The organism is Flexilinea flocculi (assembly GCF_001192795.1).
Classification (GTDB): domain Bacteria; phylum Chloroflexota; class Anaerolineae; order Anaerolineales; family Anaerolineaceae; genus Flexilinea; species Flexilinea flocculi.
The window spans coordinates 501,202-515,923 of record NZ_DF968180.1 but is presented as its reverse complement, the minus strand read 5'-3'; the positions used below and the strand labels follow the sequence as shown (position 1 = coordinate 515,923).

Sequence of the window (14,722 nt, the reverse complement as noted above, 5' to 3'; positions counted from 1 at the left end):
CGAAATAGGGGGAAGATTCTTTGTTAATGCAATTTTTTTACGCTTCGCTTTTAAACTAAATGACAACAAGTTTTTCCCAATTGATTCGAATAGCAAGTTGATATTTCGAATTACTGATTTTTCATAAACAATCTATCAATCATTAAAACAATCCCAAACTGATTCCAACATGATGCAATGTTTTCAAAGCCCAATAACTGCGGATTTTCCATGCTTCCATAGACAAGTAGATATTTTCGCGTTGTGGATCAAGCCCGCCATTCTCCAATTTTTGCGCTTCAGACCAAAAATTAAAGAAAGGAATACCATATTTCTTTGAAATTTGAGCAGTAATTTCATTAATTTCGTGTCCTCCTTCCACATCATCCGCTTTGGAGGATAAAATGGGCAGAGTCCCATTTTCAATGATTGTATACACCAGTTCATCCAGGTAATCATAGTAAATACTGGTTTCCCAATCGACATTCCAATTTGTCCCCAGATTGACAAAAATAATGGAAGGTTTATTCACACGTAATTCGCATTGAATCATACTCTCATATGGATTGCAGAATGAAGGATCTGCCCAGGTTGATGTCAAAACGGATGCCACACTCATTCCATTATTGACGGCAAGACTCTCTGCACCAAATGCTTTGGAGAAAAAATGAATAGCATCTTCTAAATACAATTCATCATCGGATAACTCGTAATAACCGGCAATCTGATCATAATTCCCTAAAAAAACATTTGAATAGGACTGACAATCCCCTACTTTGGAAAAATAATTTGCGCGGGTACCCATATGGTTCACACCAAACCAGAAAATATCAGCAGCCGTTTTCGAAAGTTGAGGTACAACCGGCCAATTGCGCCAGTCTGAAGCAGATGGATTGGCATCGACAATGATCGGTGTATATTTTTGGTCGATCTCTTGCGAGGTAGACTGCTGCAATGGTGCGTTCTGCACAATAGCGCTTTTTTCAATTGCATCAGTAAAATGGACTACAGGTTGTTCAGGAACATGCGTGGCAATCCATGGCGTTACTCTCGGAACTGTCGGAATCGCAGGTATCGCGGTTTCTGTGGCTGTCAATATTATTGTGGTAGCTGGTATGGTTGGAATCGATCCATTTTGTCGAGAAGCAACAAAAGTTGAAATTTCTGCTTCAATTCGCTTCTCTTCCCTGAATCCTGAATTACAGGAAGAACAAAACAAAACAGCAAGACTCATTATGAAAAAAACCGCTTCTTTTCTCAGCTTTTCCATTATTTTTTCTCATCATAATCAACAGAACCAATTACTTTCCAATAAAAAATGCAAGTACTATGCCAAAATCTGGCTATACGATATTTTCATTTATTGATTAATATGAGGAAATTTCCTGCTCAGCTAAAAAGGGATTTTTAAAGATTCCAATTCACATTAAGGTAATTCGGGATTCAGCAGCAATTCGGAATATAAAAAGGTTTTTTTCCAATTATGAATCAATAAGCTCACAAATCCAGTGATCCCAAATATGGAAAGAATTATGTGTTGTTATGGAATGATAGAGTTAAGCGCATACATTGCATAACAACACATTTTTTTATTCGAAATGTATTTCCATGTTTCGAATTACTGTTACGAATTTCATGCTCCAAAGTGATTAAACATCTCAGAAAAATATTTGTTGATTGAATCGAGTCCGAGAGTTAAGTCACTTTTCAAGGGAACAATCAGATTTAATGCCGAAGGAATGACTTTAATCGTTAAAGGCGTTTCACCGATTAACTCGCCATCCGCCTGTGCTGGAAGACGCCTTTTGCTTTGAATCGTGATTTCATGGCACACATTGAAATGGCAAATCACTTCATTTTCATGTTTTTTCCGTCTGAGTACATTCTTCAAGATTTGGAATAGACTCGAAAAATTGGATGGACGTGTGACAAACACGGAAACCACCCCATCATTGGGATTGAATTCATTTTCTTCGATCCAGGAATGGAATCCAAAACCAAGATTGGCAATGAAAACATCAGCGCCTCGAATTTGTTTTTGGTCACCATCGATTGTTAAATTGAAATCAGTTGCCAAAATATCACGCAGCGATCTTCCAATATTCTTTAAATATGCGAAAAAAACAAATCGCCGTTTTTCTTCCCGCGTGGTAAATTGCATCAGACGACTGTTAAATCCGACACCGGCATTTAGCATGCGATACCTGCCATTCACCAGCATCAAATCAACTGCAATGATCTGGCTATTCTGTTTCAACAAGTTCAGACAACGGTGAATATCCGAGGGAATATAAAAATTACGCGCAAACACATTTCCGGATCCGGTTGGAATAATTAATAATGGGAAATCCACTTCTTTCAAAGCTGTAATTACTTCTGATACTGTACCATCACCACCCGCAGCAGCAAAAATCTTAAATCCATCTGAAGCTGCCTTTTTAACAATTGGAGAGAAATTTTCGCCAATTGAAGTTCTGTGAATGCTTATATCCCATTCATTCGCATTTCCCCAATCCAGTATTTTTTGTTCCAAAGCGTCCGCTTTGGTTAAACCGGCTTTTGGATTCAAGAAAACGAACAGTTTATTTTCAGAAAACATAGCCTCCCCTATATTTATCTACTTTTATTATACGTAATAATAACGAATTTTTCTCATCTGTGATAGAGCGCAGCAATTCGAAAGATGGATTGGTTTTTCGAATAAAGGAAGAAAATTCGTTATGCTTATGGTTCTATGCACAGCACATAACCATAAGCATAATTATGAATACTTTTCATATTTCAAATTACTGGATAGCGTATCCACAATTCGGAAAACTGACTTGTCTTATAAATCAATTGAGAAAACTGGTTGTTGCATTGTTTTTTTTACGAGAAGCGCCAAACCAACGCAATAATAAATCTAACTTTATACATGTGAAATTACTTATTTTTCAGGCAGAGACAAAATCCTGCTCGTTCCGTGGGTTATAATACGAGCCATGGATATCGTCATCAAATCACAGAAAATAAAGCTGTTGGATTCTCCTGAATTATTGACAGATGCAATTAAATGGCTTGAAGATAAATCGGTTATTGCTGTCGATACGGAATCGGACAGTTTATTTGTGTATTATGAAAAAGTGTGTCTTCTTCAACTCACAGACGGATCCAGAAATTTTATTGCCGATCCGCTGGTTTTAGGGAATCTTGATCATCTGAATCCGCTTTTCGAATCAAAATCAATCCTAAAAATCTTTCATGCCGCCGAATATGACATCATGTGTTTGAAAAGAGATTACGGCTTTACTTTCAACAACGTCTTTGACACAATGATTGCAGCAAGGATTCTTGGCAGGAAAGAAATCGGACTGGGTTCGCTGATTGAACAGGAATTTGGGATTCATCTGGAAAAGAAATTTCAAAAATCGAATTGGGGACTTCGTCCGCTTCCTGAAGATATGCTGCTCTACGCCACACTGGACACCAGTTTTTTGATTGATCTGCGTGACCATTTAGAAAAAGAACTGATCGATCGTGATTTAATGGCACTGGCACAGGAGGATTTCAATCGTGTATGCAAATCGCCCCCTGCAGCGGCAGAACCAGTGTCTATCCAATGGTGGCGTATTGCAGGAAATAACCGAGATTTGACCTTTCAGCAAGCAGCCGCGCTGCAAAATCTTTGCGTCCTGCGCGAACAGATTGCAAAAAAAATGGACCTTCCGCTGTTTAAAGTGATTCAAAATGATGTCCTCGTCGAATTGGCTTTACAGAAACCTGTAACTGAAACTGACCTATCCGAAATAAAAGGGCTGACAAAATTCATTATAAAAAAATATGGCAAATCGATATTAACAGCCATCGAAAGCAGTAAAAACGCTCGATCCTTGCCCAGACCTGCCAATATTCCAAGACCATCCATGGATGTATTGAACAGAAAAGACTTATTAAAAAATTGGCGCAAAGAAATGGGGTTGAAGTACGACGTCCCTTCAGATGTCATTTTACCAAAGGATATTCTTGAAAAAATTGCATCAGAGAATCCGAAGGGGAAAGAAGACCTGAAGCTCATCATGAACGACATTCCCTGGAGATATCAGCATTTTTCTGAACAAATCCTATCCGTAATCCGATAGCAGTTGTTACACAATGTTACGGTTCAGATCTTAATTTTTACGCTTCACGAAAAAATGCCATAATCATTATTTCCCCAAATCCCGAATCACTGTTTCAATATGCAGCGTATATAATTAATTTAAAATAAGCCATGCTGTTGATAAGCAATAATTCGAAATATACTAAGCCTTTTTCGAAAAAAGAGAGAAATTGTAGTTGAAATTCAAAGGAAGTTGCACGGCAGGATCGGAATTCTGAAATTGGGGCAGTCTTTCGGAAATTAAGAGTCAAAAAACAGGATTCAATAGCGCCGCAAAGCGAAGCAATAGAATCAGAAAGTATTCTCCCATATTTCCAATCTCAGGTCCGAATCCTCGTGAAATCAAGAAAGGAGAAAAACGATGATCATTATTATTCCCATTGTCGTAGTTTTGGTTATCGCGTTTGTCGTATGGTGGGCAGCAATGAAGAATAAACCCAAAGCCGAACAGGAAGATTCACATTTAGCTGAAAGAGCTGCCGAGATTTTGACTACACTGCCAAAAAAGTATCAGACTGTGAATACAGTGCCAAAATCAAATCCTATCAACCCATCACAATCCGCTACATCCGATCATTTGCCTCGTTCCGATCAGGAAATTAAGTCAAACGGAACAGCTTCGCAAGAGGTCGAAATTCCTTATGACATGAAGGTTAAAGATTCGATTGATGATGATATTGAAACACAGGGATCGAAAAGCACCTATATAGGCGGTGAATCAGCCGAAAAAGTGATTGGTGAAACAGAACCGCATCATCAAGTGATCCGACATCTCCAAAGCGAAAGTACTGACACTGCACCAAGGAAAAAATTTCACGATACTTCTGAACAAACAATAAATCCAGAAGATAAAATCACACTGGAAATGTCCGCAGAAAGCATGACAGAAGGCGATGTTGTGTCGGAAGTCAAAGAAAGCACTTATGTTGGCGGCGAATCAGCAGAAAAAACAATTGAGGAGTCTGCTGAATCCCACGAAGGTCACGATTCGGATTCTTCCGAAACCGATTAACCATAGATTCATTGAAAGACGGGAATTTTTTCAGAAAAATCGATTTACGCTTGAAAACAAAAATGATAAGGTCATCTCATTTTTTTGTCGAGACATAAAGACCAGCAATTTATAATATTGAACTGCTATTTAAATAAAGAGGGAAAAATTTGATGTTGTGACATTTTACACAAAATGCAAAAATGTCACAACATCAAAGAATCCTTCCCATATATCGAATTTCTGAGCATGTCATTGAAATGTTGACGGCTGGATGAGTTTTTTGTATAATACCTGTCTGTTTTAAGAATAAAATCTGTCAGAAAAAGTAATCATAAAATCGCTTACAGAGACGGGTACACGCTGAGAAATCCCGAAGTTAGATTTTTTGAAGAAGTCCTCTGGCAAAAGATGATCGAAGAAACCACTTTGAAAAGTGGGATTAGACCGATCCGGAAAAGCCCGTTATCGAACTACTGTAAACAAAGTGCATACGATTTGGATTTCATTTCGTGTGAATTGAGGTGGTACCGCGGAAGAATGAAGCTTTCGTCCTCTTGGACGAGAGCTTTTTTTATTCTGTATACTCGTAAAAGAAACAGACCTGATGGAAGAATTAAGAACCTGGAGAAAAAATGAGCCATAAAGAATTTCCAAAAACTTATGATTTCGCTGCAACTGAGGAATCACTTTATCAATGGTGGTGGGACAAGGGGTATTTCAAACCCTCCAATGATCCTGCAAAAGCAGATTTTGATCCGGATCACAAACCATATGTGATCTCAATCCCACCGCCGAATGTCACTGGCGAATTACACCTTGGACATGCCATGTTTGTCTCCATGGAAGATCTGATGATCCGCTATCATCGGATGAAAGGGATCCCCACGCTCTGGGTTCCCGGAACCGATCATGCCGGTATCGCTACGCAGATGGTGGTTGAACGATCGTTGAATGCGGCAGGGATCAAACGAGAAGACTTAGGCCGAGAAAAATTCATTGAAAAAACCTGGGAATGGAAGAAACAATACCATGACCGGATCGTGACGCAAATCCGGCGTTTAGGCGCTTCCTGTGATTGGGATCGAGAGCGTTTCACATTAGATGAAGGTCTTTCAAAAGCAGTCCGTGAAGTCTTTGTAAAACTTTATGAAGATGGATTAATGTATCGCGGACCCAGGATTGTCAACTGGTCGCCCAAATTGCAGACCGCTGTATCAGACTTGGAAGTGGAATACTCGGAAGAATCCGGTTTTCTGTATTACTTTAAATATATGCTTGCAGATGGAAGCGGTGAGTTTTTATCCGTCGCAACCACTCGTCCGGAAACGATATTGGGCGATACGGCTGTTGCTGTTCATCCGGAGGATGATCGGTTCAAAAAATATGTTGGAAAAATGGTGGTTGTCCCGATTATCGGCAGAGTTATCCCGATCATTACAGATGAGTATGTCGATCGGGAATTCGGCACCGGCGCTGTCAAAATTACACCGGCACACGATCCAAACGACTATCGAATTGGTCTGACACACAATCTGCCAAGTATCAATATTCTTACGAAAGACGCAAAAATCAATGAAGCCGGAGCCCCCTATACCGGATTGGATCGCTTTGAATGCCGAAAAAAATTATGGGCAGATATGAAAGACGCGGGGCTGGTAATCAAAGAAGAAGCTTATAAGATGAACGTACCCCGTTCACAGCGAAGCGGTGAAATTATTGAACCGATGGTTTCAACCCAATGGTTTGCGCGCATGAAACCGCTCGCTGACATGGCTTTGGAAGCCGTCCGGGATGGCAGAATTACAATTATTCCCGAACATTTCACAAAAGTCTATTACAACTGGCTGGAAAACATTCAAGACTGGTGTGTCAGCCGCCAATTATGGTGGGGACATCGAATTCCAGTCTGGTACTGTCAGGATTGCGGTGAAATGATGGTTTCCCGAACTGACATTGAAATCTGTACCAAATGCGGCAGCAAGAATGTTGAACAAGATCCGGATGTGCTGGATACCTGGTTTTCCTCTTGGCTCTGGCCATTTTCCACATTAGGATGGCCTGAAAAAACCGCGGATTATGAGTATTTCTACCCGACCACGATGATGGAGACCGGCTACGATATTCTATTCTTCTGGGTTGCCCGAATGATCATGAGCGGAATGTACTTCACCGGCAAGATTCCGTTCAGTCAGATTTATCTGCATGGACTGGTTCGCGATGAACATGGTAAAAAGATGAGCAAGACTAAAGGCAATGTGGTGGACCCGTTGACCGTGATGGATGAACTGGGAACCGACGCCCTCCGATTCACACTGCTGGTTGGATCGACAGCCGGAAATGATACCAATTTAAGCGTCAAAAAGGTTGAGGCAAACCGTAATTTTGCGAATAAACTCTGGAATGCTGCGCGATTTGTCCTGGGTTGTATTGAAAAAACCCCTTCCGAACCTGACCGCTCAGAGCCGATTCAACCTACATTGGCGGATACCTGGATCTGGGCACGGCTGCAGTATCTGATCACCGATGTGGAGCGTCTGTTCGAAAGCCACCAATATGGTGAAGCCGGACGGCAAATTTATGATTATATTTGGAGTGAATTTGCTGACTGGTATCTGGAAATCGCTAAGAACCAGACGGCACAGGGTGGCAATATCGCATTCAATACATCGCGTATCCTCGTGCGCGTTTTAGACACCTGCCTGAGACTGTTGCATCCTTTTACACCGTTTGTCACGGAAGCGATCTGGCAAAAGCTCAAAGAAGCGGCAATTGATCTATCGGATGCCTACGCGCCTGCCGGCGGTTGGGAAGATGCGCTGATCATTGCTCACTGGCCTGTTGCTGAAGAGAAACAATCAGGTGATGATCAAGCCATTGCTGATATGCTGCAGCTCCAGGATGTGATTCGAGCAATCCGCAATATTCGAACAGAAAAGAATGTAAAACCGGGGAAACAAATTCCAGCCATTATTGCAGCAGCGGAAAAAGCGGATCTTTTCAGAAAATATGCCAACATTCTCTCATCACTGGCGCATTTGGATCAGGAAAAATTACAGATCGTTGACCAACTGAAAGAAATTCCAGCAGGAGTTGTAACAACGGCAACATCCGGATGCGGAATCTACCTGGAAATTGCAGACACTATTGATAAAACTGCAGAATTGGCACGGTTGCAAAGCGAGTTAAATGAAACACAAAGCCAAATAGAGCGTCTGGAAAAGCTGCTCAATTCGCCATTTGCTGAGAAAGCTCCTGCGCAAGTTGTTGCTAACGAGCGTGAAAAACTTGAAAAGTACATAAGCACTGCCGAAAATTTGAAAAATCAAATTGCCGGAATGTAACCCCCTCAGATGTCCTACCCCTCTCCCTTCCAGGGAGAGGGGTAGGATGAGAGTCTTTTTCCCACCATCAAACACCATTTTCGATCTTGTGCAGCCTTGCGCTACCGATTCACCTGACCTGCCTTCTTCAAGGAGAGAGATACTTTTTTCCTTCTCTCTTCCAAGGAGAGAGCTATCTACTTCATTTGTTCTGTCAATTTTTGCAGATGATCCGGAATTTGTATATGCTGCGGACATTTTGTGAGACAGACACCACACTGAACACAATTCTCCGATCTTTCACTCGGAGGCTGAAATTCATAGTTGCCTTTGCTTAGGGTGACATCTCCGAACATCGCCAGTTCATTCACAATATTCAGATTGGAGGGAATGTTCACACCTGCTGGACAAGGGAGGCAATATTCGCATCCGGTACAGGGTACAACTGTTCGATTCCAATATGCCTTCCGGGCTTCTGCGTAAAGAGAGCGCTCGAAATCCGAAAGCGTCCCTGCTATTGCCGAATCTGCTGAGCGGACATTCTCCTTCACCTGATCCAACGTGCTCATGCCGCTCAAAACAACAGAGACAGCGGGATCATCCCAGACAAACAAAAGGCCTCTTTGTGCCATTGACCTATCATATTGGGATTTTTTCCAGATGTTTCTGACCTCTTCAGTCGGCGTAACTGCTAATTTTCCACCTCGCAGTGGTTCCATAATCACCATACCCAAATTCTTACTGGCAGCATAATGTAAGCCTTCTGTTCCTGCCTGAACTCTTATATCCAGGTAGTTGTATTGGATCTGTGCAAATTCCCAGTCAAAAGAATCCACAATCTCTTTAAATACAGGCAGTTCATCATGGAACGAAAATCCTAAATGACGCACTTTTCCGGACTCTTTGGCTTTTTGTAAAAATTCAAGCATACCCATTTGTATCATCCGGTCCCATGTTTGTTTCGTCAGACTGTGAGCCAGGTAAAAATCAATCCGGTCTGTTTTTAGTGATGTGAGTGACTCATGCAGTGTCTTCTCAAATTCATCGGGGGACTGAATCACGAAGGTCGGCAATTTCGTTGCATAAAAAATTTTTTCACGTTTTGCTCCCTGAAAGCAATTGCCCAGAACGTTCTCGCTGAAACCTTTGCTTATTCCCTGATGCATCGGTCTGTGATATACATACGCGGTATCAAAATAAGTTACGCCATGTTCATAGGCATAATTGAGCATTTCCTCAGCTCGTTTCACATCAATGTTTTCAGATTTTTCATTCAAAATGGGTAGCCGCATACAACCAAAACCCAATGCTGAAACAGTCTCTCCAGTTTTTCCAAATTTTCGATATTGCATAATTTTTCCTTTTCTAAGGATGTCTCCTTGTTAAAACAGCAACTGCAAATCGCAGATGCTCTTTTCTATCTGTACTTCTGAAAAAAACCGTAATGAAATTAATCTGTTTTTATTGTAAATCAAGAAATCACTTAGAGAACAGTAGTTTGAAATATAAAACAGTAATTCGAAATATGAAAAGGACTCTTTCTATATTCGAAACGATAATACATATTTCAAATTGCTGAATATGAAAAGGATTGATTATTATTGTGTTGGTTTTGTGGTATGCGTAAAAAGGTTGATCAATGATTCAAAAAAAGCGAATCATGGGTCTTGTATAAATTAGAATCCATGATTCGCAATACTTCAGTTTGAAAAAAAGGATGGAAATCAGCGAAGGGACGCTAAGATCTCTTCTTTGGATGGTTCAACCGGATCAGGAATTAATCCCGGAATGTATTTACAGGCTTCATAAAGCACCGGTGCCGTCCTGGCATGAACACCGGCACAATGATGGATGTATGGCCCAGTTACAATTTTGTGTTCAATTTTTGGCCAGTCCTTGAATTCAATCCAGCCGTATGTGCCTGATGTCGCTGGTCCGTCAACGGTTTTCCCTTCCATCATTAACAACTGATATTGGTCATTCGAACAATCAAACCGACAAAGCGTCACGTCCCCGTCAGCAATTCGAAAATTACCGACGGTAGGTCGTCCTTCATCGAAGTTATTTCCGATCTCCGGTTTATGCGCCTTCGAAGCCGTAGAACCCGGAAACACACCGCAATGCCAAAACAGTTCCGCATTGTCATTGGTTGGATGGCGAATCGTCAAATCTGCCAAAAACGATGATTTTGTCCAACCAGTCGAAGCCTGAGCCATGATGGAAGTGATAGCGCCATGGATATCCACCTCGCAGGCAACCGGCAGTTTTTCATCCGTCAATTCCCCGAAGGTAAAACAGGATGCAATGCCGCCGATCTGACGCATCGCTCCCCAGCAGCTCGAAGCCGCTGCATCCAGCTCATTTTCGTCCGCCCAACTACGAATAGCACGGTTCAAAGCTGCGGTTCTAAGCAAAAAATCGTCATTGACAGTAGTTAAAAAATTGTTTTTGTATTTTTGAACAATATCCAGTAATTCATGCTTCCGATTCTGGTAAAAATCATTGAAAATATTTTGCAATTCGATCATAGTGATCGGAACCACCTCTACGCCAAACTTTTCCAACAGTTGAATTTCATTGCATTTCACAGACCAGAAAGTCTCCGGACGCACACCAATTTGTCCAATCCGCATATGCTGAAAACTCTTGACAACCTGAGCTGCTGCCAGGAAGTTATTCAACGTTCGCTCAAAAATCGGATCATCAAGCGAGCAGTTCGTCATGTAGGTAAATGGCACACCAAACTGCCGAAGCACTTTTCCAGCAGCGAAAAGACCGCATTGCGTATCTGTGCAGCGGTTTCCGTCTGCATCCGGAGCATCATCCCTCGGTCCCCAAAGCAGTAACGGTTTTCCCAACAGCTTGCCAATTTTCGCAATAGCATCTTCCGTACCGAAATTCACAAAAGGACAGAAAATCGCATCCACTCCCTTTGAATTGAAATGATCAACGATTTTCTGAGCATCCAACCCTTTTCTGATCAGCCCTTCCTCATTGAGAAAATCGATATTAATGAAATCAATTTTCATATCCTTCAGCTTCTTTTCAACTGCCCGTTTACGATTCAGAGCAACTTCGATACTGCAAAAGAACTCGCCCGAGACATCTCTTCGTGTTGGCACAAGACCTAAAACGATTTTGCGTTTGTGATTCATAAATAATCTGCCTTTCTGTATTGCTGCATCATTCGTGCAGAAATCACGATAATCGTGGTTTCGGAAACCACATGTCCTATTTTCTGAAAACGAGTACTAATAAATCAAGCTGCCTGATCATCTTCATCGTCATGACCTGTTTTCTGTTTGAGAAATCCACTGAGTATTTCATCCAACGCATAGAAAGAAGCACCGAGAGCAACAGCAGAACCTTTCAACGATGAGAAGATAATTTTGGATGTATTCCCCGGATAAACATTTTCAGAAAAAACCTTATACAATTTTTCTTGAAACAATTCCCGATCATCCGCAAGTTCTCCGAAAAAAATAATCACATCCGGATCCAGAACAGATGCTAAAGAGGCAAGAGAAATACCAAGATAAAACGCAGCTTCCTCAAATAATTTTTGACACAGCAAGTCTCCCGATTTGGCAAATCGTTTGATTGAATCATACTTAATACTGAAAGAATCAGCGACATTCATCATCGTTGGCGTTCCATTATTTACAGCATCAATGAATCGATTGGTTATACCAACTTTTGATGCATATGCCTCCAGGCAACCACGTTTTCCACAGCTGCAAAGAGCGCCGTTTGGTACAGCCACTGAATGTCCTAATTCACCGCTGCGATGATTCGCACCTGCATAAATTTGAGAATTAATCATCAGCGACATACCAATGCCATAATTTGTATTAAGCGCAATTACCGTTCGGTAGCTGTCATCAATTGAATTACCAAAATATTTTTCTGCAATTAATACACAGTCCAGATCGTGGAAGATATAGGTAGGAATATGAAACTTCTCTTCAACAATTTCTTTCAGTCTGATATTGCGCCAGGTTGGCGCAAATGTAAGATAAAGAGCAATTCCTTTTTCGCTGTCAATGTTGCCCTGAGTGGCAATACTGATGGCAATCAAGTTTTTATTCGCAAGATATGGCTGAATAGTCGTCTCCAATCGTTCCAAAAGTAATTGGATCATCTGACTGCTGTCCGGAACACCAGCAATTTGAGAGCGAATAATATTCCCCTTGAGGTCAACAATGACAATGCGAATATCCCGAAAATTTAAATCAACACCAACAATATAATGATCCTCTCCATTAATGTCCAGCAAAGATGGCGTTTTACCCACATTGCTGACTGGATTTGGATTTTGAACAATGATTTTTGCCTGTTCCAACAAAGCAGTAAATTTGGAAACAGTTCCCCAGCTTAATTTTGAATATTCCTGGATATGTTTGCGTTCAAGAGGGCCATAGCGCTGAATAATCCGAAAAATCGTCTGAAGATTGTTGTCTTTAATTGTGGATTTCTGAATGGAACCAGCCATCTCGCCTCTTTAATGTATTAAATATTGAAAGTATAAAAATATTATATTACACATTGATATAAATCCGATATAGATCAGCATTTTGAAATTCTAATTTACTGTCCGAACAACGGGAGAGACCTTTTTGCTGTAATTTATTATATAAAACAAAAAAAATCATAAAAATGAATCGTCCTGTTCATATATCAAATCGTCAGAAAATTTATAAAACATCGCTTTAATAGAACATCTGTTTATGTAAATAATGGTATATATACCCGGAAAATTTTATCTGCCTATTTCACTATCGCTCTTTTATATCAACAAGTGATATAAAAGAGCGGAATAGGATATTCAAAAGCGTCTGACAGTTGATTCGCATTTCATGATTCAGAAATGCCACACAAAAAAATCCTATTGAAAAAGCATATACGAGAGATGGGATTTACCAGATTAGAAATCAGAACGCGGAATTTGAAACAACCCTTTGAATTATGAAAAAAAATTGTTGTTCTTATGGTTGAGCGCTTCGTATAAAACCATAAGAACAACAAAGAATACTTTTCGTATTTCGAATTGTTGGTCAGAAATACCATCTCAACGGTTTATTCTCAATTAAATATTGTCGGTTTCTATTGATTTTTCAGCGCAGAATCAAACTCAATTCCAGAAGCCGGAAAATTTATTTTTCGGGCAAATTTGACCGCTTCTTCTAATCCGAACAAGCGATCCATGCCATTGTCTTCCCATTCGATAGAAAGTGGTCCGTCATAACCGGTTTCGTTGAGAATGCGGATAATCTCCTCAAAATTCACATGGCCATGTCCCAATGAACGGAAATTCCAGGCACGCCGCGTACTGCCGAATGGCAGATGAGAACCAAGAATGCCAGTTCTTCCATCATAAACGACGGCCGCATCCTTTAAATGGACATGGAACACATGGCTGGAAAAATCCTGAAGGAAAACTGCCGGATTGACGCCCTGCCAGATCAGATGACTGGGATCGAAATTCAAGCCAAATGCAGGATGATTATTGAGCGTTTTAAATAGACGCTGTGTTGTATAGTAATCATAGGCGATTTCAGTCGGGTGGACTTCAAATGCAAATTGAATCTCTTTCCTTTTAAATTCATCCAGAATCGGAATCCATAATCGGGCAATTTCCTGGAATCCTTCTTCAACCATTTCCTCGGTGGTTTGCGGAAAAGAATAGAAAAACTTCCAAATCGGCGATCCCAGGAATCCGGTCACAATATTCAGCCCATAATTCCTGCAGGCAGTTGGAATCTTCATCATGGTATCAATCGCCCAGGCACGTATTTCTTCCGGCTTACCGGCATATTTTTGCGGAGCAAAGTTATCAAGCCGCTGGTCATATAAATCGCCCACACATTGGCCGATTAAAGCGGCACAAACAGCCCACATATTAAGATGATATTTTTCAAGCATTTCATGAAGATCATCGCAATATGTCTTGCTGACTGCCGCTTTTTCAACATCAAACATATTCTCATTACACATCAATTCCAAACCATCAAGCCCAAATCTGCTGACGATTTTACATAATTCCTCCAGGGGCAAATCACCCCATTGTCCTGCTGCTAAAGTAATTGGCCTTGTCATATCAAACTTCCTGTTTCTTTATTATTTGTTAAATTTAGGCTGTAGAAAACGCACAGCACTTAAATTACCTGTTTGAAATTGTTCATAAAATAGGTCGGGGCAGTTGCCCATTGGTACAAAAACGATCTTTGATCAATTTTACTTCGATATCGCAACGTATCACCAAGTAACAATAATTCAAAATATACACATCAT

The 14,722-nt window shown here is 40.7% G+C and carries 9 protein-coding genes; 3 read left to right on the top strand and 6 right to left on the bottom strand.

Features of this window, described 5'->3' with window-relative positions; translation table 11 throughout:
* Positions 1-142 precede the first annotated feature (142 nt).
* Complete coding sequence (locus tag ATC1_RS04360) at positions 143-1,249, bottom strand: SGNH/GDSL hydrolase family protein (RefSeq protein ID WP_062278725.1); 1,107 nt, start codon at positions 1,247-1,249, stop codon at positions 143-145.
* A 363-nt stretch (positions 1,250-1,612) separates the two neighbouring features.
* Entirely contained in the window at positions 1,613-2,578 is a 966-nt protein-coding gene (locus ATC1_RS04355; RefSeq protein ID WP_062278724.1) for a diacylglycerol/lipid kinase family protein, read from the bottom strand.
* Between the two features lie 382 nt (positions 2,579-2,960).
* Between ATC1_RS04355 and ATC1_RS04350 the strand changes: the two genes are divergently transcribed.
* The 3 genes from ATC1_RS04350 (at position 2,961) to ATC1_RS04340 (ending at position 8,452) form a co-directional block, all read left to right on the top strand.
* Positions 2,961-4,097, top strand: a complete 1,137-nt coding sequence (locus ATC1_RS04350; RefSeq protein ID WP_062278722.1) for a ribonuclease D — start codon at positions 2,961-2,963, stop codon at positions 4,095-4,097.
* Positions 4,098-4,478: 381 nt separating this feature from the next.
* The gene (locus ATC1_RS04345) at positions 4,479-5,129 is read left to right on the top strand and encodes a hypothetical protein (RefSeq protein ID WP_062278720.1); all 651 of its coding nucleotides are present in this window, start codon (positions 4,479-4,481) and stop codon (positions 5,127-5,129) included.
* A 614-nt stretch (positions 5,130-5,743) separates the two neighbouring features.
* A complete protein-coding gene (locus ATC1_RS04340) occupies positions 5,744-8,452 on the top strand; it encodes a valine--tRNA ligase (RefSeq protein ID WP_062278719.1) in 2,709 nt (902 codons plus the stop codon).
* Between the two features lie 176 nt (positions 8,453-8,628).
* Here ATC1_RS04340 and ATC1_RS04335 read toward each other — a convergent pair whose 3' ends face one another.
* From ATC1_RS04335 to ATC1_RS04320, 4 genes are all read right to left on the bottom strand, one after another.
* Positions 8,629-9,783 (bottom strand): aldo/keto reductase, encoded by a 1,155-nt coding sequence (locus ATC1_RS04335; protein WP_062278717.1) that lies wholly within the window; start codon positions 9,781-9,783, stop codon positions 8,629-8,631.
* A gap of 372 nt (positions 9,784-10,155) precedes the next feature.
* On the bottom strand, positions 10,156-11,586 hold the full coding sequence (locus tag ATC1_RS04330) for an L-fucose/L-arabinose isomerase family protein (protein WP_062278715.1): 1,431 nt from the start codon (positions 11,584-11,586) through the stop codon (positions 10,156-10,158).
* A 104-nt stretch (positions 11,587-11,690) separates the two neighbouring features.
* Entirely contained in the window at positions 11,691-12,923 is a 1,233-nt protein-coding gene (locus ATC1_RS04325; RefSeq protein ID WP_062278713.1) for an ROK family protein, read from the bottom strand.
* Positions 12,924-13,534: 611 nt separating this feature from the next.
* Entirely contained in the window at positions 13,535-14,527 is a 993-nt protein-coding gene (locus tag ATC1_RS04320) for a sugar phosphate isomerase/epimerase family protein (RefSeq protein WP_062278711.1), read from the bottom strand.
* Positions 14,528-14,722: the final 195 nt, after the last annotated feature.